This is a genomic window from Exiguobacterium sp. RIT452, assembly GCF_003598705.1.
In the GTDB taxonomy this organism is placed as follows: Bacteria; Bacillota; Bacilli; order Exiguobacteriales; family Exiguobacteriaceae; genus Exiguobacterium_A; species Exiguobacterium_A undae.
Map to the genome: position 1 here is coordinate 12,746 of NZ_QXJB01000011.1, position 21,372 is coordinate 34,117.

Annotated in this window: 20 protein-coding genes and 2 tRNA genes; all 22 read left to right on the plus strand. The window is 49.3% G+C overall.

The features are described 5' to 3' along the window. Positions 1–68 precede the first annotated feature (68 nt). The 22 genes from D3D03_RS15785 to cysK all read left to right on the plus strand — a co-directional run bounded on the left by D3D03_RS15785 (position 69) and on the right by cysK (position 21,335). Complete coding sequence (locus D3D03_RS15785) at positions 69–308, plus strand: Veg family protein (protein ID WP_012368950.1); 240 nt, start codon at positions 69–71, stop codon at positions 306–308. Positions 309–404: 96 nt separating this feature from the next. Continuing rightward, positions 405–1,265 carry a 4-(cytidine 5'-diphospho)-2-C-methyl-D-erythritol kinase gene (gene ispE, locus D3D03_RS15790; protein WP_028105329.1) on the plus strand — a complete coding sequence of 287 codons (861 nt, stop codon included), beginning with the start codon at positions 405–407 and terminating at the stop codon, positions 1,263–1,265. A gap of 69 nt (positions 1,266–1,334) precedes the next feature. Continuing rightward, positions 1,335–2,174, plus strand: coding sequence for a pur operon repressor (gene purR, locus D3D03_RS15795; RefSeq protein ID WP_026831553.1), 840 nt, complete (start codon positions 1,335–1,337; stop codon positions 2,172–2,174). Between the two features lie 162 nt (positions 2,175–2,336). Then, the gene (gene spoVG, locus D3D03_RS15800) at positions 2,337–2,648 is read left to right on the plus strand and encodes a septation regulator SpoVG (RefSeq protein WP_026831552.1); all 312 of its coding nucleotides are present in this window, start codon (positions 2,337–2,339) and stop codon (positions 2,646–2,648) included. A 167-nt stretch (positions 2,649–2,815) separates the two neighbouring features. Continuing rightward, complete coding sequence (gene glmU, locus D3D03_RS15805) at positions 2,816–4,165, plus strand: bifunctional UDP-N-acetylglucosamine diphosphorylase/glucosamine-1-phosphate N-acetyltransferase GlmU (protein WP_028105328.1); 1,350 nt, start codon at positions 2,816–2,818, stop codon at positions 4,163–4,165. Between the two features lie 64 nt (positions 4,166–4,229). After that, the gene (locus D3D03_RS15810) at positions 4,230–5,186 is read left to right on the plus strand and encodes a ribose-phosphate diphosphokinase (protein ID WP_014969100.1); all 957 of its coding nucleotides are present in this window, start codon (positions 4,230–4,232) and stop codon (positions 5,184–5,186) included. A 120-nt stretch (positions 5,187–5,306) separates the two neighbouring features. After that, complete coding sequence (gene pth, locus D3D03_RS15815) at positions 5,307–5,864, plus strand: aminoacyl-tRNA hydrolase (RefSeq protein ID WP_026831550.1); 558 nt, start codon at positions 5,307–5,309, stop codon at positions 5,862–5,864. A gap of 54 nt (positions 5,865–5,918) precedes the next feature. Then, positions 5,919–9,434 carry a transcription-repair coupling factor gene (gene mfd / locus D3D03_RS15820; RefSeq protein ID WP_119924087.1) on the plus strand — a complete coding sequence of 1,172 codons (3,516 nt, stop codon included), beginning with the start codon at positions 5,919–5,921 and terminating at the stop codon, positions 9,432–9,434. An 8-nt stretch (positions 9,435–9,442) separates the two neighbouring features. After that, positions 9,443–10,981 (plus strand): putative polysaccharide biosynthesis protein, encoded by a 1,539-nt coding sequence (locus D3D03_RS15825; RefSeq protein ID WP_233550722.1) that lies wholly within the window; start codon positions 9,443–9,445, stop codon positions 10,979–10,981. Further along, the gene (gene yabN, locus D3D03_RS15830) at positions 10,978–12,408 is read left to right on the plus strand and encodes a bifunctional methyltransferase/pyrophosphohydrolase YabN (protein WP_119924089.1); all 1,431 of its coding nucleotides are present in this window, start codon (positions 10,978–10,980) and stop codon (positions 12,406–12,408) included. Before D3D03_RS15825 ends, yabN begins: the two co-directional genes overlap by 4 nt. Then, on the plus strand, positions 12,405–12,677 hold the full coding sequence (locus D3D03_RS15835) for an RNA-binding S4 domain-containing protein (RefSeq protein WP_028105324.1): 273 nt from the start codon (positions 12,405–12,407) through the stop codon (positions 12,675–12,677). The genes yabN and D3D03_RS15835 overlap by 4 nt, the downstream gene beginning before the upstream one ends. Positions 12,678–12,742: 65 nt before the next feature. Then, positions 12,743–13,123: an FtsB family cell division protein gene (locus D3D03_RS15840; protein WP_026831545.1), complete on the plus strand. Its 381-nt coding sequence runs from the start codon at positions 12,743–12,745 to the stop codon at positions 13,121–13,123. 82 nt (positions 13,124–13,205) lie between these two features. Then, positions 13,206–13,736: a S1 domain-containing RNA-binding protein gene (locus D3D03_RS15845; protein ID WP_012368962.1), complete on the plus strand. Its 531-nt coding sequence runs from the start codon at positions 13,206–13,208 to the stop codon at positions 13,734–13,736. A 153-nt stretch (positions 13,737–13,889) separates the two neighbouring features. Next, positions 13,890–13,966, plus strand: a tRNA-Met gene (locus D3D03_RS15850). Positions 13,967–13,975: 9 nt separating this feature from the next. Then, positions 13,976–14,047 (plus strand) — tRNA-Glu (locus D3D03_RS15855). Between the two features lie 78 nt (positions 14,048–14,125). Further along, complete coding sequence (gene tilS / locus D3D03_RS15860; protein WP_119924090.1) at positions 14,126–15,370, plus strand: tRNA lysidine(34) synthetase TilS; 1,245 nt, start codon at positions 14,126–14,128, stop codon at positions 15,368–15,370. A 33-nt stretch (positions 15,371–15,403) separates the two neighbouring features. Beyond that, complete coding sequence (gene hpt / locus D3D03_RS15865; protein WP_012368964.1) at positions 15,404–15,949, plus strand: hypoxanthine phosphoribosyltransferase; 546 nt, start codon at positions 15,404–15,406, stop codon at positions 15,947–15,949. Positions 15,950–16,069: 120 nt separating this feature from the next. Next, the gene (gene ftsH, locus D3D03_RS15870) at positions 16,070–18,076 is read left to right on the plus strand and encodes an ATP-dependent zinc metalloprotease FtsH (RefSeq protein WP_026831543.1); all 2,007 of its coding nucleotides are present in this window, start codon (positions 16,070–16,072) and stop codon (positions 18,074–18,076) included. Between the two features lie 209 nt (positions 18,077–18,285). After that, positions 18,286–19,047 carry a type III pantothenate kinase gene (locus tag D3D03_RS15875; protein WP_026831542.1) on the plus strand — a complete coding sequence of 254 codons (762 nt, stop codon included), beginning with the start codon at positions 18,286–18,288 and terminating at the stop codon, positions 19,045–19,047. Positions 19,048–19,057: 10 nt separating this feature from the next. After that, on the plus strand, positions 19,058–19,984 hold the full coding sequence (gene hslO / locus D3D03_RS15880; RefSeq protein ID WP_119924091.1) for an Hsp33 family molecular chaperone HslO: 927 nt from the start codon (positions 19,058–19,060) through the stop codon (positions 19,982–19,984). A 12-nt stretch (positions 19,985–19,996) separates the two neighbouring features. Further along, a complete protein-coding gene (locus D3D03_RS15885) occupies positions 19,997–20,308 on the plus strand; it encodes a SurA N-terminal domain-containing protein (protein ID WP_035387542.1) in 312 nt (103 codons plus the stop codon). Positions 20,309–20,387: 79 nt separating this feature from the next. Beyond that, complete coding sequence (gene cysK / locus D3D03_RS15890) at positions 20,388–21,335, plus strand: cysteine synthase A (protein ID WP_119924092.1); 948 nt, start codon at positions 20,388–20,390, stop codon at positions 21,333–21,335. The last annotated feature ends 37 nt before the right edge of the window (positions 21,336–21,372 follow it).

Genomic DNA, 21,372 nt, shown 5'->3' on the forward strand with positions numbered 1-21,372 from the left:
GGATATAATATTTGCCCTTTCTAATATTTAATTCATATGCTATAATAAATATTAGTGAGGTGAAGCGTATGCCAAAGACGTTGAACGAAATCAGACATGTTTTTGAAACACATGTTGGTGAAAGACTGACGCTAAAAGCAAGCGGCGGTCGTAAAAAGGTCGTAACCCGAATCGGAACGCTCGTTGAGACGTATCCATCGGTGTTTGTAGTCAAGCTAGACGCAGAGCGCCACAATGTCGAGCGAGTTTCTTATAGCTATGCCGACGTATTAACCGACTCCGTACAAATCGAATTTGCGAATTCGTAAACTTACCTTCCGAAGCGGACAGAAATGTTCGCTTCTTTTTTTGTGCAAAGGTTGATACAATTCGTACAGGATACGTACTAGAGGAGGAACGGCACGATGACGATTATTGTAAAAGCACCAGCAAAAATCAATTTAGTATTGGATGCGACGGCGAAACGTCCGGACGGTTATCATGATGTACATATGGTGATGACGACAGTTGATTTGGCAGACCGGCTCGAACTAACGGAATTAGCTTCGGGTGAGATTCGGATGAATGCGCAACATGCGTATGTGCCGAACGACGAACGCAACTTAGCGTACAAGGCGGCAGCGGTCTTGAAAGAGCGCTTTGATATCAAGAGCGGGGTCGAGATCTACCTTGAGAAACACATTCCGGTCGCAGCCGGATTAGCGGGCGGCTCGAGTGATGCGGCAGCGACGCTGCGTGGGCTGAACGAATTGTGGAAGCTCGATTTAACGCTTGAACAATTGGCGGAAATCGGAGCAGAAGTTGGTTCCGATGTTCCCTTCTGTGTCATGGGCGGAACAGCGATCGCGACCGGACGTGGTGAGAAACTGGAGAAACTCGTGTCTCCTCCGCCGTGCTGGGTCGTCCTCGCGAAACCGACGATCGGTGTCTCGACGGCAGACGTGTACGGGGCACTGGATTTAAAGACAGCCGAGCGCCCGGATGTCGAGGCGATGATCGAGGCCGTTAAAAACCAGGACTTCACGGCGATTTGTGATGCGCTGGGCAATGTTCTTGAGTCGGTGACCTTACCGATGCATCCGGAAGTCGAACAGATTAAAGCATTTATGACGAGTTGCGGCGCGGAAGGCGTCTTGATGAGCGGGAGCGGACCAACTGTCTTCGCTTTGACGGAACATGAGAATCGTGCACAACGGCTCTATAACGGATTACGAGGTTTTTGCAACGAAGTCTACGTCGTTCGTCTTTTAGGGGAAAACCATTGATAGTTTCCGTATGAAAATGATATATTCACTAGTGAATATTCGGAATTACGGAGAGGTGGAACAATTTAGATGAAAATTCGGAGAAGCGGTCGGCTCGTAGACATGACACGTTACCTGCTGGACCATCCGCATCATCTGGTCTCATTGACGATATTCGCGGAACGTTATAAATCTGCGAAATCTTCGATCAGTGAAGATTTAGATATTGTCAGTGAAATGTTAGAGCATGAGGGGACAGGTCGACTCGTCACCGTTCCTGGGGCAGCTGGAGGCGTCATGTTCATTCCGACGTGGAGCAGTGCGAAGGCGTTACCGTTTATCGATGAGTTATGTGAACGGGTCGCACGACCGGACCGTTTGTTGCCGGGCGGATACTTATATCTGACGGACTTGCTCGGGGATCCGCGGATGGTCAAACAGATGGGGCAAGTCTTCGCCTCTGTCTTCAGTCAGAAGAAGGTCGACGTGGTCATGACGATCGCGACGAAAGGGATTCCGCTTGCGTACGCAGTCGCCGAACAGTTGGGTGTTCCGTTCGTGATCGTCCGCTCGGACAGCCGGGTGACGGAAGGATCAACCGTCAGCATCAATTATGTCTCCGGCTCGTCAAAAGCGATTCGGACGATGGCGCTGGCACGGCGGAGTCTTCCCCGTGGTGCGAATGTCCTGCTGATTGATGACTTCATGAAAGCCGGCGGAACGATTCGCGGCATGATGAGTCTGCTCAGTGAGTTTGAAGCGAACGTCGCGGGTGTCGGTGTGCTGATTGAAGCAGAAGGTGCCGAGAAAAAGATGGTCAATGAGTACGTCAGTCTGATGAAGCTTGCGGACGTCGACGTGGATCTTGGACAAATCCAAGTGAAGCGAGGAAATGTCGACCAGTATTTCACAGATGGTGACAATACCTGAATTTGACACACGATTTTTTTGTAACTATACTGTAATTATCAAACTTTTGGAAATTATGCGTAAAAAGATTGGCAAAAGCTAAACCTTTGAATGTTTTAAGCCGTAAGTAGAAGTAGACAACGAAGAGTTGTGACAACGGTTATAAAAAGGGGTGCGGACAAAATGAATGTCACCGACGTCAAGATTCGTCGCGTCGTAGCAGAGGGTCGAATGAAAGCACTTGCCTCGATTACGCTCGACCACGAATTTGTGGTCCATGATTTACGCGTGATCGAAGGGAACAGCGGTCTTTTCGTCGCGATGCCAAGCAAACGGACACAGGAAGGCATCTTTCGTGATGTCGCCCATCCAATCAATGCATTAATGCGAAAAAAGGTCGAAGATTCAGTATTAGAAGCATACGCGGTTCGTGAGGAAAATGCTGAAACGTCAGAGCTTGAGTTGACGCCACTTGAAGCGACCGATCGATCGTAATTCAATAGACAGGTTTCCGTTCATGGGAGAACCTGTCTTTTTTTGTGCTTTTTCATGACTTCCGCCCTGTCCTGTCATTGATTCGGTGCGCTATTTTCGTTATAGTGGGAACGAGTGGACTATTTCAGAAAGAAATCAACACTAATTTACATGGAGGAGCGACAAGGATGAATCATTTCGCGGTAATTCTAGCAGCGGGTAAAGGCACTCGGATGAAATCAAAGCTCTACAAAGTACTTCACCCAGTAGCTGGGAAGCCTATGGTACAACATGTCGTTGATCAGTTGACGACACTTGGTGTCACACGTCAAGTCGTTATTGTCGGTCACGGTGCAGAGTCTGTAAAAGAAGTGCTCGGCACATCGGTGGAATATGCACTTCAAAGCGAGCAGCTTGGCACGGGTCATGCTGTTCAAATGGCAGAACCTGTACTTGGGAACGAAACAGGCTCGACACTCGTCGTATGTGGAGATACGCCACTCCTGACGAGCACAACGCTTGAGTCACTCTTGCAGCATCATGCGGAAACAGGCGCAAAAGTGACGGTCCTAACCGCACATGCAGATGACGCCACAGGCTACGGTCGCATCGTTCGCGGCGAGGACGGAAACGTCTCGAAAATCGTCGAGCATAAGGATGCGAACGAACAAGAACTGGCAATCACAGAAATCAACACCGGAACGTACGTGTTTGATAACGAGATGTTGTTTGCGGCTTTAAAACAAGTCAAAAATGATAACGTACAAGGTGAATATTATTTACCGGACGTCATCGAAATCGCAAAAGCAGACGGCGAAACGATCGCTGCGTATGCCGCACCGACATTTGAAGAAACGATTGGTGTCAATGACCGTGTTGCGCTCGCGCAGGCGGAAACATCGATGCGCAAGCGGACAAATGAGCATTGGATGCGTCAAGGTGTCACGTTTGTTGACCCCTCTTCAACGTACATCGGACCGGACGTCGTGATCGGTTCGGATACAGTCTTGTACCCGGGTACGCAATTGCTTGGAAAAACAACGATCGGTTCTGAATGCATCATCGGACCCAACTCGGATATTCGGGACAGTGAAGTCGCGGATCATGCCGTCGTCCGCCAATCGGTTGTGACGGACAGTCAAATTGGAGCAGCCGCACAAGTCGGTCCATTTGCCCATCTGCGTCAACAAGCTGTACTTGGTGCCAACACGCGCATCGGAAACTTCGTTGAAGTGAAGAAATCAACGTTCGGAGAAGGCAGCAAGTCTGCTCACTTAAGTTACGTCGGCGATGCCACAATCGGCAAAAACGTCAACTTAGGATGCGGTTCGATCACTGTCAACTACGATGGAACAAATAAATTCCAAACGGTCATCGAAGACGATGCCTTCATTGGCTGCAACGTCAACTTGATCGCACCGGTCACTGTCGGTAAAAATGCGCTTGTCGCAGCAGGATCGACGGTTACGGATGATGTTCCGGAAAACGGACTGGCAATCGCACGTGAGCGTCAGACGACCAAACCTGATTACCGTTAATTTTATTCGTTCATTACCTGTCGCTCTACTCGTCTAAACCCAAACAAATGGAGGCCACCTAACCATGTCTACTGTCTTAGAACATGAAATTCGTATTTTCGCACTTAACTCGAACAAACCACTGGCAGAGGAAATCGCTAAAGTCATCGGGATTCCGGTCAGCGAAAGTTCAGTCAAACACTTCAGTGACGGCGAAATTTCAATGAACATCGAAGAAAGTGTCCGGGGGGATGATATTTACATCATTCAATCGACAAGCCAACCGGTCAATGAAAACCTGATGGAGTTGCTCATCATGATCGATGCGTTAAAACGAGCTTCCGCACGGACGATCAACGTCGTTATTCCGTATTACGGCTATGCGCGTCAAGACCGTAAAGCACGTTCACGTGAGCCGATCACAGCGAAGCTTGTTGCGAACTTGCTTGAAGTTGCCGGTGCGACACGCGTCGTGACGATGGATCTCCATGCAGCTCAAATCCAAGGTTTCTTCGATATTCCAGTAGATCAATTAATGGGTGTTCCCCTGCTTGCTTCTTACTTCGAGAAGAAGAACATCGACCCGAACGAACTCGTCATCGTTTCTCCAGACCATGGCGGTGTGACACGGGCACGTAAATTAGCGGAACAATTAAAAGCACCAATCGCGATCATCGATAAGCGTCGTCCAAAACCAAACGTGGCGGAAGTCATGAACATCGTTGGCCAAGTCGACGGAAAAATCGCGATCATCATCGATGACATCATCGATACAGCAGGAACGATCACACTCGCTGCCAACGCTTTGATTGAAAACGGGGCGAAGCAAGTGTATGCCTGCTGTACACACCCGGTTCTGTCGGGTCCTGCGATGGAACGGATCGAAAACTCGGCGATTGAAGAACTCGTCGTCTTGAACACAATTGATTTGACGAAACGTGAATGCGCAAGCAAAATCAAACAAATCTCTGTCGCACGTTTGCTTGCAGAAGCAATCATCCGTGTCCATGAGCAAAAATCAATCAGCCCGCTCTTCAGCTGATTTCAAACAGATATGAACGCCAAGGTCCGGTTTTTAGAAATCGGACCCTTGTGCGTTGTTGTTTTTCCATCATCTGACGGATTGAAGGATCCGGCAGGAGAAAGCAGAGGAGGTGACGGTATGAAATGTATCGTCGGTTTAGGCAATCCAGGCGCCAAGTACGCCAATACACGCCATAATATCGGTTTTTTGGCAATCGATGCACTGGCCAAGGAACACGGAATAAAATTAACCGAGTCGAAGTTTAAAGCGGTCTTCGGAACGGGAATGATTAAAGGGGAGCGCGTGGTCCTCGTTAAACCATTGACGTATATGAACTTGTCGGGTGAAGCGGTCCGTCCGTTACTCGATTTTTATAAAATTGCGGTCGAAGACGTCCTTGTCATCTATGATGATCTGGATTTGCCACTCGAGAAAATGCGTTTGCGTTCAAAAGGGAGTGCCGGAGGACATAACGGAGTCAAATCGTTGATCCAACATCTCGGTACACAAGACATTAAACGATTAAAATTAGGCGTCGGCCGGCCACCGGCACCGATTCAAGTCATCGACTGGGTCTTGATGCCGTTCGCAAAATCAGAACAGGTGACGTTGCAACATGTGTTATCTGATTCGGTTCATATCGCAACCGATTTTATCGATACGCCGTTTTTGGCGTTGATGAATCGTTATAACTGAACAAAACGCTTTGGACATCCAAAGCGTTTTTGCTGTCGTCCTAGGAGGGAAAGTATGAAACAACTACAAAATCTGTTACTCGGTATTCCGGAGATTAAAACCGTCCGGGAACGGTTCCGTGACGGCGTTAATGCCCAACTGATCACAGGACTGATGAACAGCGGGAAAGCTTTGTTCGTCGCGGGTATTTATCAGGAAACAAAAAAACGGTTCGTCATCGTGACGCACAATATGTTCCAAGCCCAAAAATTGTACGATGATCTGATTGAATTGGTCCCGGAACAAGACGTGATGTTATATCCGGTCGACGAGACACTCGCGGCCGAACTGTCTTACGGCGCGAGCCCGGAACTCCGGGCGACACGCATCGAGACGAGGCACCGTCTTCTGACGACGGATGACGGAATACTGATCATTCCGCTCGTCGGTCTGAGACGGTACGTCCCGACAGCGTCCGAATTTTTAGGGCATACGAAACGGATTAAACCCGGCGACATCTTGTCGATTCCGGATTTTATTCAAGAATTGGTTGATGCCGGATACGAACGGACCGCTACGGTCACGACGCCGGGCGAATTTGCGGTGCGCGGAAGCATCATTGATTTGTATCCGTTGACGGTGGAACGTCCGTATCGCTTGGACTTGTTTGATGAAGAAGTGGATTCGATCTATACGTTCGACGCGGAAACACAACGTTCGCTTGGTGTCATCGCGGAAGCGTTAGTACCGCCTGCCGCCGAACATTTTGCGACCGGTGAAGGCTTGCGGACCGCCGGGGAACAGTTGCGCCGGTTGTATGACGTGACAAAGGAGCGGGTCCAAAGTACGGAAGTCTTGGCGGCGCTCGAAGAAGGCATAGCCTACGATGTCGAAGTGCTTGAAAGCGGCGAGCGACCAAAACAGCTTGCGAAATACGCACCAATGCTTTATCAAACGACGTTACTTGACGACATTAAAGATGCCGTCTTGATCGTCGATGAAATTGCCCGGATCGAAGAAGCGGCGGAAGTCCAGGATACGGAAGAAGCGGAATGGATGGCTTCCTTGATCGAACGGGGACAGAGTGTCAGTGAGTACACGTTAGCCGTTCCGATGATGAAGGTGTTTCAGCAACGGCAACTGTTGTATCTGTCCTTGCTCCCGACACGCCGGAGCGGTGTTCCGGAGAGTGCTGCCATTCATTTCAGCATCAAACCGATTGCCCCGTTCCATGGTCAAATGGAGCGTCTGAAGCAAGAGGTAGATCGGTACGGTCGCGCGGATATGTGGATGGTCTTTTTAGCGAGTAACCGGGAACGGGCTGAAAGGATGCGGCAGACATTATCCGATTATGGGGTCGAAGCGTCGTTGCATACGACAGAAGACGATATTCGCCGCGGGCATCCATCGATTCTGATCGGCGGCATCCACGGCGGATTCGAGATGACGAACGCACGCCTCGTCGTCATCACAGAAGAAGAAGTCTTTAAACAACCGGCACGGCGACGCAAACAAACGACCAAACTGACGAATGCCGAACGGATCAAAAGTTATCAGGAATTGAAAACCGGTGACTATGTCGTCCACATTCATCACGGGATTGGACGGTACCACGGGATTAAGACGATTGATGTCGCGGGGAACCACCAAGATTACCTGCATCTGATCTATGCCGGAGAGGACTCGTTGTACGTTCCGGTCGACCAGATTGATTTGATCCAAAAATATGTCGGGGCTGAAGGCAAAGAACCGAAAATCTATAAGCTGGGCGGAATGGAATGGAAAAAGGTCAAAGCGAAAGTCCAGAAATCCGTCGAAGACATCGCGGATGAGCTGATCAAATTGTATGCGGCACGCGAAGCAGCGGTCGGATTTGCTTTTCCGGAAGATGATGACAGCACGCAGGCATTCGAAGCCTCATTCCCATACGAAGAGACGGTCGACCAGTTGCGGTCAATCGAAGAAATCAAAAAAGACATGGAACGTTCCCGTCCGATGGACCGCCTGTTGTGCGGCGATGTCGGTTACGGAAAAACGGAAGTCGCGATCCGGGCGGCCTTCAAAGCCGTCATGGCCGGCAAACAAGTCGCCTTGCTTGTCCCGACTACCGTCCTTGCGCAACAGCATTACGAAACGATGCTCGAACGGTTCAGCGACTGGCCGATCAACGTGTCCGTCATGAGCCGTTTCCGCTCGGCGGCAGAGCTAAAAGCGACGAAAAAAGGATTGAAGGAAGGAACGGTTGATGTCGTCGTCGGCACACACCGTGTCTTATCCAAAGATGTTCAGTTTGCCGATATCGGCTTGCTGATCATCGATGAAGAGCAACGGTTCGGAGTGAAACATAAAGAACGACTGAAACAGCTGAAAACGAATGTCGATGTCCTGACCTTAACGGCGACACCGATTCCACGGACGCTGCATATGTCGATGATCGGTATTCGGGATTTGTCGGTGCTTGAGACACCACCGGAAAACCGTTATCCGGTTCAAACGTATGTGATGGAATATGACGGAATCGTCATGCGCGAAGCGTTGGAGCGTGAACTTGGTCGCGGCGGACAAGCCTTTTTCCTCTACAACCGGGTCGAAGGGATCGAACGCAAAGCAGAGGAAATCCGGGCACTCGTTCCGGAAGCACGTGTCGTGACGGCTCATGGCCGCATGACGGAAAGTGAACTCGAAAGTCAGCTCATTACCTTCTTCGAAGGGGACGCCGACGTCTTGGTCAGTACGACGATCATCGAGACCGGCATCGATATTCCGAACGTCAATACGTTGATTGTCAACGATGCGGATCAAATGGGGCTCTCCCAGTTGTATCAACTGCGGGGACGTGTCGGTCGGTCAAGCCGGGTCGCCTATTCCTACTTCACATACCGTCCGCAAAAACGGTTGACCGAGGTTGCGGAAAGCCGTCTGCAGGCGATCAAGGAGTTTACGGAACTCGGCAGTGGTTTTAAAATCGCGATGCGCGACTTATCGATTCGCGGGGCAGGGAACTTGCTCGGATCGCAACAATCAGGCTTCATCGATTCCGTCGGATTTGATTTGTATTCGCAAATGCTGTCGGAAGCGGTCGAAGAACGCAAAGAGCGGATGAAAGGAAAACGGAGAGTCCAAAAATTCGTACCGGACTTTACGTTCAGCCTGGATGCCTACATCCCAAGCCATTATATGGCCGACTCCGAATTGAAAATTGAATTCTATAAACGATTGAAGTACGTGGACACACCGGAAAGTCTCGAGTCGCTCGAGTCCGAGATGTTGGAACGGTTCGGGGAATTCCCGGTCGAAGTCGCCCGGTTGATTCAGTTGACACGGATGCGGATTTTTGCAGAGCGGGCACGGATCGAACGCGTCAAACAGACGGATCCGAAAATCGAAATCGTCCTTTCGGCACAAACGACTCAGTCGCTTGATGTCGCTGACTTCGTCAAATGGACGGTTCCGATCGGGCGTGGTCTCGGGATGGGACAAGAGGACGGGAAATTGGTGTTGACACTGAATCGCGGCAAACAAACGTTGCAGCAGACGACGGAGCAAGCGGAACGGTTGCTCGCTGAGATTGATCGCCGGATCCTGCAATGAGTAAACGAATGACCATTGCTCAGGGCGCAGCACTCCTGGCGATTTCGAGTTACGTCTCCAAACTGTTGAGCTTTTTCTATCGCATCCCGTATCAAAATATGGCGGGAGACGTCGGTCTGTATGTCTATCAGACCGTCTATCCGTTATTTGCGATTGCAGCAGCACTTGGTATTTATGCGTTGCCGGTCGTTGTCGCGAAGTTGACGTTACATCATCCGGAAGAGAAACGGGAAGTGTTATGGGCAATCTTTTTCGTCTTGTCCGGCATGTCGTTGATCCTCGGGACGCTCGGTTGGTGGATTGCTCCTGAAGTGGCCCGGTTATTTGGGGACGCACAACTGGTAGAACCGCTCCGGGCAGTTACGTTTACGTTTTACCTGTTGCCGGTCATCGCCGTCTTACGGGGGATGTTTCAGGCGGATCTTGAAATGCGGCCGACGGCGTTTTCACAAATCACGGAAAATGCCGTTCGTGTCTGCCTGCTGTTACTTGTGACCTACTACGGTGTCCAAGTCGGGGCGAATCCGTATCAGATCGGAGCATCGGCCCATATGACGGCACTCGGCGGCAGCGTTGCGTCGCTCATCTTATTGTTACGGTTCGCGAAAGGGCGGATTGGTCGCCCGGTCGTGTCGAAACAGCATATCCGTCGTGTCGGACGGGTCCTGTTGACGAGCGGGATGGCGGTCAGCATTGCCTCGCTCGCGCTGTTATTGATGCAGTTGATTGATGGTTTGACCTTTGTGAATCTGTTAGGCGATTCCATCGAAACAAAAATGGAAAAAGGGATATTCGACCGAGGTTATCCGTTGCTGCAGTTTGCGATTTTGTTTGCGACGTCGATCAGTCTCGCGAGTGTACCGACATTACTGTTAGAATATCGGAAGCGCAATGACACCGCGACGAAACATCATTTGGAGACGTTGTTGCGTTCCGGTCTGCTGATTGCGGCCGCAGCGACGGTCGGACTCGTCGGTGTGATGCGGCCGTTAAATATCGCACTCTATCAGGATGACAATGGGACGATGGCGCTCAGTTGGCTTGCGGCAACCGGATTCACGGCGTCCTTGTCGATGATCATTGTCTCCTGTCTCCAATCGGTGGATGCGGAAAAGTACGCCTTTGCAGGTGTCATCGTTGGTCTGTCGGTTAAATTCGGGCTGAACATCTGGTTGATTCCGGCATATGGCATGACCGGTGCCGGGATGGCGACGTTCGGTGGATTTGCTGTCATGGCGGCAGCACAATTGATCTTATTGAACCGGAAGTTTGGTCGCGTGACGGCTGGTCGGGCGTTTTACATCAAGTTGATCAAAGCGGTCCTCCCGATGGCGATTTTCTTATATGTGATCGAACAACTCTTTCAGTTGTCCGGTTGGGAGAGTCGGATCGGAGCGACGATTGAGGTTGGATTGTTGGTCCTAGGTGGAGCCGTCGTCTTTTGTATCTTCGCGTTACGGATCGGTGTTTTGACCGAACGCGAGTGGGCGCTGTTGCCTTTTGGAGAGAAACTATATCGTATTCATCAACGTAGGGGGATTATATGACACATCAAATCACGGTCGTCGGCTTAGGCGTCGGCGAACTGGAACAATTACCGTTTGGCATCTACAAGTTACTCAAGGAAACGACATTACCCGTTTATTTGCGGACAGCGGATCATCCTGTCGTTTCAGAACTGATGGCAGAGGGAATGGAATTTACATCGTTTGATTTTATTTATGAGAAACACGACCGCTTTGAATCGGTCTACAGTGAAATCGTCGCCACCCTGCTTGAACAGGCCCGGACGGAACCTGTCATTTACGCTGTCCCCGGTCATCCGCTGGTCGCGGAAAGTACGGTTCAGCAACTCTTGAACCAATCGGACAACATCAAGATCGTCGGAGGACAAAGTTTTCTGGATCCAATGTTTGCCGCAGTGGGCGTCGATCCGATCGAAGGTTTTCAATTGCTGGATGCGACGGCGTTCGACATCGATGAAGCCCAAATCCGGCAACATCTGTTGATCGGACAAGTCTACGATCAGTTGGTCGCGGGTGATCTGAAAGTCATGCTGATGGAACGTTATCCCGATGAACATGACGTGACACTCGTCACGGCGGCCGGCACCAGCCGGGAACATGTCGTGACCGTCCCGTTGTATGAGTTGGATCATGTGACGACGCTCAGCAACTTGACGACGGTGTATGTACCACCCGTCACGGATCAAACGATTTTAAATCGAGATTTTACGACGCTCAAACAAATCATCGCCAGATTGCGTGGTGAAGGCGGCTGTCCGTGGGATCAAGAACAGACACACGAGTCGCTGAAAAAACATTTAATTGAAGAATCGTACGAATTACTGGAAGCAATCGACCTTCAGGACGATAACTTAATGATTGAAGAATTAGGCGACGTCTTGCTGCAAGTCATGCTTCATGCCCAAATCGGTTTGGATGAAGGCTATTTTGATGTGCGGGATGTCATCGGCAGTGTCAGCGAGAAGATGATCCGCCGGCATCCTCACGTCTTTGGAGACGTGAAAGTCGACTCGGCAACCGACGTCGTCAATAACTGGCAGGACATCAAAGCACAGGAAAAACCGGAGCGGACCTCTCTCTTGGATGGTGTCACGAAGGGGGCTCCTGCCTTGATGCGGGCAGAACAGATTCAAAAGAAAGTCGCGAAGGTCGGCTTTGAATGGGAAACCGTCGCCGGGGCACTTGATAAAGTCCGGGAAGAGATTCAAGAACTGCAAGAGGCACCGGCGGAAGAGCAGTTAGGGGAATTTGGAGATATCCTGTTTTCGTTAGCGCTCGTCGGAAAATATATGGAGTTGTCGGCAGAAGATGCGTTACAGCAGACCAATGACAAATTCATTCGCCGCTTTACCCGAATGGAACAATTGGCAGACCGTCCGTTAACGGAGTTATCGTTAGCGGAACAAGATGCCTTGTGGAATCAATCAAAGCAGGAGGAACAGTCATGAGACTTGATAAATTTTTAAAAGTATCCCGTCTGATCAAACGCCGGACACTCGCGAAAGAGGTCGCGGACCAAGGTCGGATTACGATTAACGGACTTGTCGCCAAAGCGAGCAGCAACGTGGCGGTCGGAGACGAGATGACAATCCGGTTCGGAAACAAGATCGTCACCGTCCAAATCGACGGCATTAAGGAACACGCCAAAAAAGAAGATGCGTCGGAGATGTATCAAATCATTCGTGAAGAAAAAGTGAATTCCGAAGAATCGATGTAATTTGGTTGAAAAAGGAAGTATACTAGAGAGTGTCAGAGATGACCACTCGGATAAGGAGGGATGATATGCCAGCACCGTTGGAATCAGGGCGCGATACGCCGCCCAAGATCAAACCGCTTAATGACCGGAAAAAACAGTTGAGTCAAAATGCAATCGAAAACCGTTTACGTCTGAAGAGGCGCTTCTTAGTCTGTATGTCGATCTTTCTTATTGTCCTGTCCCTGATGGGGTGGTCATATATCGAAAAGAAACAACTGATCGCTGAACAGAAGCAGTCGTTTCAGGTTGCGCATCAAGAACAGGCAAAGGCGGAAAAAGAGTCCGCTCGTCTGAAAGAAGAAATTGAACGGTTGAATGATAAGAAGTATGTTGCGAACTTAGCGAGAAGTGAACTGCTGTACTCGAAAAAAGGCGAAACGATTTTCTATTTTTCACCGGAAGATTAAACGAAGCTTGCCGATTGATTGAAAAAATGTAGAATCACTCGTATAATAAGAAAGAATCAACTAAAAAGGAGCAATACAATTTATGTCGATTGAAGTAGGCAGCAAAGTACAAGGGAAAGTTACAGGCATCACCAATTTCGGCGCGTTCGTAGAATTACCGACGGGTAAGACAGGTCTTGTTCACATCAGTGAAGTAGCAGATTCTTACGTCAAAGATATCAATGATGTCTTGACAGTCGGACAAGAAATCACGGTTAAAGTGTTGAGTGTAGAGAACGACGGAAAAATCGGTCTTTCAATTAAGAAAGCCGTCGATCGCCCAGAAGGTGAACGTCCACGTCCTCCAGCTCGTCAATTTGATCGCGGACCACGTCCTGCAGGTCAAGACCGCGGACCACGTTCGTTTGATAACAAAGGACCACGTGGTGGAAGCGGCGGCGGTGGAAACCGTGGTGGCTTTAACAAAGGTGGCCGTGGCGCACCGGCTCCACGCAAAGAGCAAACGTTCGATACGTTGATGACTAGTTTCCTTAAAGACAGTGAAGATCGTCTTGCGACATTGAAACGTCAAACGGATTCAAAACGTGGCGGACGCGGTGCTAAACGTCAATAACTTGCTGACCTGTTCTTTATAAGAATAGAGGTGGAATGACGCTGTTCATTCCATCTTTTATTTTTTTAGAATTATTTTTAGAAAAAGCGTTGACAATCATTTGACTCCCAAGTATTATAGAAAATGTGCTTAGGACACAAACATTCAAAATATGGCGGTGTAGCTCAGCTGGCTAGAGCGTACGGTTCATACCCGTGAGGTCGTGGGTTCGACTCCCTCCGCCGCTACCATATTTTTTTGGCCCGTTGGTCAAGCGGTTAAGACACCGCCCTTTCACGGCGGTAACACGGGTTCGATTCCCGTACGGGTCATTCTGTAAAAAAGCTATCTCTATTTCATATAGAGATAGCTTTTTTCGTTTAGATTAATGCAAAAGGGAGGATGAAGACGTGACAGTAGAGGTAAAACTTCCAAGCGTACCCTTGCTTGTTGCCGTATCCGGCGGCTGTGACTCGATGGTGTTAGCCCATCTGTTGTATGAAGCAGGTCACGATATCATCATCGTTCATGTGCACCATGGACTTCGTGCCGAATCCGATGCAGAAGCACAATCGATTCAAGCCTGGTCGCAGGCACGCCAACTCGATTTTCGGATGACGCGTCTTGAATGGACAGACGAGACGGCGACTCAAGAGAAATGCCGCAGCAGACGGTATGCTTTTTTTCAAGAGGTGATGCGGGAGACTGGACGCGATCAGCTGGTCCTCGCCCATCACCGGGACGATCAACTGGAGACGTTATTGATTCAATTGCTCCGCGGGGAAGCGCATATCGACGGGATTCCAGTAGTCCGACCGTTTGCACACGGGCAGATCCACCGTCCGTTATTGACGTATACGAAGCAGCAGCTGTATGACTATGCGGCGGAACATCAAGTCGCGTGGCACGAAGATGCGACGAATGCGGAAACGAAGTACCTTCGCAATCAGATTCGGCATCAAGTAATGCCCGTGCTCGCTGCCTTACGTCCCGGTTATGAAGCCGCGACCGTTCGCGCTGCGATGCTGCGACATGAACAAAAACAAGAACATCTTGCCTATGTCGCGGCGCTCGTCAAAGACTGGACGACGGAACAGGGACTTCCGCTGAAGAACGTTCTTCAACTCCCTTCCGACTTCAGACGCCTGGTCCTGCGTGTGCTCGTGCCGGACGCAGAACTCACACCGAACGATTACAATCGATTTTTGACACTGCTACGAGTAGATATGCCGTCCGGTGAAGTGTATTATGGAAACTGGAGGATACAGCGTACATATGGCTACTTGACATGTGTTCCCTGTCCTGTGAGACACTCTGTACCTGAACCGTTTGAAGTGGGGGAGCGTTTGGGTACCTATTATTATGGTGAACAAATGGTTAGGTTTTCCCGTGCGACCACCGGCATTCCGTTTTCGGCCATCAGATTCCCGTTAACGGTTCGACCACCGTTACCCGGGGATCGGATTCAACTGGCGGTCGGCACTAAAAAAGTCAGCCGAATTTTGATGGACGCTAAAGTTCCACGGACACTTCGAACACAAATCCCGGTCGTCGTGGATGCAACAGGGCAAGTTCTGGCAGTCATCGGACATCGAATTGCAATATTCGGGTCATTTGAACTCCTCGCAGAATCAGGTTTAATGATAGAATGGTAATGTAGTGTTTAAAATGGAGGAGGAATACCTAGCATGACCTTAATGAATGATATGGAAAAAGTACTGATTTCGGAAGAAGAGATCCAACATAAAGTCGGTGAACTCGCGGGTGAACTGACAGCGGATTATGGAGATCGTTTCCCACTGCTTGTCTGTGTATTAAAAGGCGCAATGCCGTTCATGTCTGATCTCGTCAAAAAGATGGACATGCATCTTGAAATGGACTTCATGGATGTGTCGACTTACCACGGTGGGACGACATCGACAGGGGAAGTCAAGATCGAGAAGGATTTAAACACATCAGTAGAAGGACGTGACATCCTGATTGTCGAAGATATCATCGACAGCGGATTAACATTAGGGTATCTCGTGGACCTCTTCAAATACCGGAAAGCAAAGTCGGTTAAAATCGTGACGTTGCTGGATAAGCCGAGTGGTCGTAAAAACGATTTACACGCCGACTACAGCGGTTTCGTCATTCCACATGAGTTCGTTGTCGGTTACGGTCTTGACTATGAAGAAAAGTATCGGAACCTTCCTTATGTTGGAGTATTGAAGCCAGCAGTCTACGGCGGCTAATTATTTTTAATCTTGACTGTCACATGATAAGATGAAACCAATTACAAAGCGCGCTTTGCCGCGTTAGGATTCGTATCGATTGAGTAAGTTTAATCAGTTGGTGCGGAGAGGAGGCCTACGATGAACCGAGCAGTGAAGAATACCCTCGTGTTTGGGGTCATTTTTCTAGCTTTGATCTTGTTTCTGCAATACTTGCAGAGTCCAGTGAACAAAAGCAAAGAAATCAATTACACACAGTTTGTCGAGTCTGTTGAAAAAGGTGATGTGAAGACGGCGACGTTCCAGTATGAGGGACAGACGTATAACGTCACGGGTGAATTACGTGAAAAGGATACGACATATGAAACCGTCGTACCGGCTGTTGATACGGAACTGACGGATTTGTACACGCAATTGCGTAGCCAAAACGTCAAGATGGACTTCAAAGCAGCAGAAACAAATGGCGGTTGGATCGCGTTACTGACGACGATCGTGCCATTCATCATCATCTTCATCCTGTTCTTCTTCTTGATTAATCAAGCACAAGGCGGTGGCGGCGGTGGCCGTGTCATGAACTTCGGGAAATCGAAGGCGCGCCTGTATGATACAGAAAAGAAAAAGATTACGTTTGACGATGTCGCGGGAGCGGATGAGGAGAAACAAGAACTCGTTGAGGTTGTTGAATTCTTGAAAGATCCACGCAAGTTTGCCCGTCTCGGTGCCCGTATTCCTAAAGGTGTCCTCCTTGTAGGTCCTCCAGGTACAGGTAAAACATTGCTTGCCCGTGCAGCAGCTGGTGAAGCCGGCGTACCGTTCTTCTCGATTTCAGGTTCTGACTTCGTTGAGATGTTTGTCGGTGTCGGTGCATCACGTGTACGTGACTTGTTTGAAAATGCGAAGAAAAACGCCCCATGTATCATCTTCATCGATGAGATCGATGCGGTTGGTCGTCAACGTGGAGCCGGTCTTGGCGGCGGACATGATGAGCGCGAACAAACATTGAACCAACTTCTCGTCGAGATGGATGGATTCAGTGAAAACGAAGGTATCATCATGATCGCAGCAACAAACCGTGCGGATATCTTGGACCCGGCTTTACTCCGTCCAGGTCGTTTTGACCGTCAAATCACGGTTGAGCGTCCAGATGTCGTCGGACGTGAAGCGGTCTTGAAAGTACACGCACGCAATAAACCACTTGATACAACGGTTGATTTAAAAGCCATCGCACAACGCACACCAGGTTTCTCTGGTGCGGATCTTGAAAACCTGTTGAACGAAGCAGCACTTATTGCCGCGCGTACCGACCGTGACAAGATCTCAATCGTCGATCTCGAAGAAGCGATCGACCGTGTCATCGCTGGACCAGCGAAGAAGAGTCGGATCATTTCACCAAAAGAGAAAAAGATTGTTGCATGGCATGAAGCTGGTCATACGATCATCGGTGTCACACTCGATGATGCGGATGAAGTGCATAAAGTAACGATCGTTCCTCGCGGGAATGCAGGCGGTTACGTCATCATGCTTCCAAAAGAAGACCGCTACTTCATGACAAAACCGGAACTTGAAGATAAGATCACTGGATTACTTGGTGGTCGTGTCGCGGAAGATATCGTCTTTGGTGAAGTTTCGACTGGAGCGAGTAATGACTTCCAACGTGCCACAGGATTAGCACGGAAAATGGTCATGGAGTTCGGGATGAGTGAAAAACTCGGACCACTTCAGTTTGGTTCCGGTCAAGGCGGAAACGTCTTCTTAGGACGTGACTTCCAAAACGAACAGAACTACTCTGATGCGATTGCCCATGAAATCGATAAAGAAATTCAAGCGATCATCAACAAGTGTTACCAAAAAGCGAAAACGATCTTAACAGAAAAACGCGATCAGCTTGATTTGATTGCGACGACGTTACTTGACGTGGAAACACTTGATCAGAAACAAATTCACCATCTCTTAGAGACAGGCGAATATAAAAAGCATCAACCTGAAGTGATTGCAGAACCAAAAGCGGACGAGAAAACGCCGGAATCGACGACACCTGTCATCGATCAACCGACAGAATCTCCGACACAACGCGGCTCTGTCATCGACGAAGGGGAAAATGTCGATACGGAAAAACCAGATCAACCACGCCGGGATGATCAAATCTAATCACTCATGAAACACCGTTCGGATGAATCGGTGGACGGAGTGAAAGATCAATGGATTTCGTTTGACGAAGAGGTCAGTATTCCGAATGGGATGCTGACCTCTTTTTTTGTAGGCAGGTTGCAAGGCGCACTTCGGTAGGTGAAGCCCCGGCTGCATGGTATAATCACAACGTATGCAACAGTTATCGTCAGAGAAAAGTGGGGAAGCAGATGATTTTAGTAATTGATGTGGGAAATACGAATATCGTACTTGGCGTCTATGATGAACAGACACTTGTCCAGCATTGGCGCATTGCAACGGATCGTACACGGACAACGGACGAGTACGGCATGTTGGTCAAAGCCCTGTTTCGGGATGCAGACTTAAACGTGGAAGACATTGAGGGAATCGTGTTATCATCTGTCGTACCCCCTGTCGTGTTTCCACTCGAGAACATGTGCGTCCGTTATTTCAACCGACGTCCATTCGTGATCGGACCGGGAATCAAGACGGGACTCGATTTAAAAGTCGATAATCCAAGAGAAGTCGGGGCAGACCGGATCGTCAATGCCGTCGCTGCGACGGCAAAATATGATGGTCCTTTAATCATCGTTGATTTTGGAACAGCAACGACATATTGTTACATCGATTCACAAAAACGCTACTACGGTGGAATCATTTCACCGGGTGTCATGGTGTCGACAGAAGCCTTGTATAACAAAGCGGCGAAATTACCACGAATCGAGATTGCCAAACCGCAGTCGACGATTGGTCGAAATACGGTACATGCGATGCAGTCCGGTACGTATTTCGGATACGTCGCGCAAGTCGATGGGCTGGTCCATCGGATGAAAGAAGAAATGGGAGAAGCGACTGTCATTGCGACAGGTGGACTCGCCCGATTAATCAGTGAGGAATCCGCGACGATTAAAATCGTTGATCCATTTTTGACGCTGGACGGGTTGCGGATTATCTACGAACGAAATAAGTGAGGGAAAAATAATGAAACGTGAAGAATTATTAGCACAATTAAAAGATGATTATTTAGTCAGAGCCTTAGGGTTTAACGGCGAAGTCCGCGCGTTTGCGATTCGTTCGACAAAAACCGTTTATGAAGCACAACTCCGCCATCAGACGACACCTGTCGTCACGGCAGCACTCGGTCGGACGTTAACGATTGGTGCAATGATGGGAACGATGCAAAAAGGGGATACCCGTGTGACGCTGAAAGTCGAAGGGGATGGTCCAATCGGAAAAATCATCGTCGATGCGGATGCGAAAGGACAGGTCCGGGGATATGTCAGTCACCCGCGTGTCGAAATGGACACATACGTCAACAGTGACGGTCTGACAAAACTGAAAGTCGGCGATGCAGTCGGGCGCGGAAACATTTCCGTCATCAAGGATTTAGGTCTGCGTGACTTCGTCGGTGGACAATCGCCGATTCAAACAGGTGAAATCAGTGAAGACTTTACGTATTACTTCGCGGTTTCCGAGCAAAGTCCATCTGTCGTCGGAGCAGGCGTCCTCGTCTATCCGGAAGATGAGTCGGTCATCGCAGCAGGCGGATTGATCGTTCAACTGATGCCGGGTGCGTCGGAAGAAACGATTGCGGCACTGGAACAACGAGTTGCGGCATTAAAACCCATCTCGATTCTGGTCGGTGAAGAAAAAACACCGGAAGAGATGTTAAGTCTTGTATTAGGAGAATCGTTCGAAGTGCTCGATACGATTCCGGTGTCATTTAACTGTACGTGCGAACGTGAAAAGTTAGCGACGGCGATCGTCGCTCTCGGACCGGATGAGATTCAAGCGATGATTGATGAAGATGGTGGAGCGGAAGCGGTCTGTCATTTCTGTTCGGAACATTACCAATACGATGTCGAAGAATTACAAGCACTTCGCGAAAAATCACTCGAAAGAGCATAAGAGGGTCTGAAAATGGGAACTGTAAACTCTAAGTACTTGTGGATGTTGATTTTCATTTTATTACTGACAAACTTTTTGACGGGTGCTTACGCGTTCATGGGAGAATTGCCGAAAGTAGATTCTCCGAAGGTCGTTCAAGATAGCATCGGCGGACCACTCGAAGATGTCGTCGCCAAAGTCGGAGATCAGGAAATCACGCGGGCGGATGTGTATCAAGTCATGCGAAACGAGCATGAACAAGAAACGATTGACCGTCTGATTGCGGAAGCAGTCGAAAAACAGTCGGAAAATGGATCAAAGCCGACTGTAGAACGCTTTGATTGACAATTTTCATCCAGTCCGTGGATAATTGATCTATCGGATTACTTGGAATTAAAGTTTTTCATTATGAGGAGGAATGGTCATGCGCATTGCGAATTCAGTATTGGATTTAGTCGGCCGCACGCCGATCGTTAAATTGAATCATTTGACAGGACCGGAAGATGCGGACGTGTACTTGAAATTGGAATATATGAATCCGGGTTCAAGCGTCAAAGACCGAATCGCCTTAGCGATGATCGAATCGGCTGAGTCAGCGGGACATCTCAAAGCAGGAGATACCATCATCGAACCGACGAGTGGAAACACGGGCATCGGACTCGCAATGGTGGCTGCTGCAAAAGGCTACCGTTCGATTCTCGTCATGCCGGAAACGATGAGCATGGAACGTCGAACTCTTCTTCGTGCGTACGGTGCGGAGTTGATTTTAACACCCGGTCCAGAAGGAATGAAGGGTGCGATTGCTCGGGCAACGGCAGAAGCGGAAGAACACGGTTATTTCATGCCGCAACAGTTTAACAATGAAGCGAACCCGGTCGTTCATGAAAAAACGACGGGACCGGAAATCGTCGAAGCGTTTGAAGGATTATCCCTCGATGCTTTCATCGCGGGAATCGGCACAGGCGGTACAATCACCGGCGCTGGAAAAGTCTTGCGTGAGGCGTTCCCTGGCATCGAAATCATCGCGGTTGAACCAACGGATTCACCTGTTCTGTCGGGTGGAAAACCCGGTCCACACAAGTTGCAAGGCATCGGTGCCGGATTCGTTCCATCGATTCTCGACACACAGATTTATGATGGTGTCGAGCAAGTGACGACGGAAGAAGCGTTTGATCATGCACGTCGCGCGGCCAAGTCGAACGGAGTCCTCGGCGGAATTTCTTCCGGTGCAGCGATTGCAGCTGCTTTGAAGACGGCGAAGCGTTTAGGAAAAGGCAAAAACGTTCTGGCGATCATTCCGTCAAACGGAGAACGCTACCTCAGTACACCGTTGTATCAGGTGGAAGAAGAAGCGGACAGCTCAAAACTATAATCTTAGCAGACTCAGAGGTTCATTCCGGTTGTTCGGA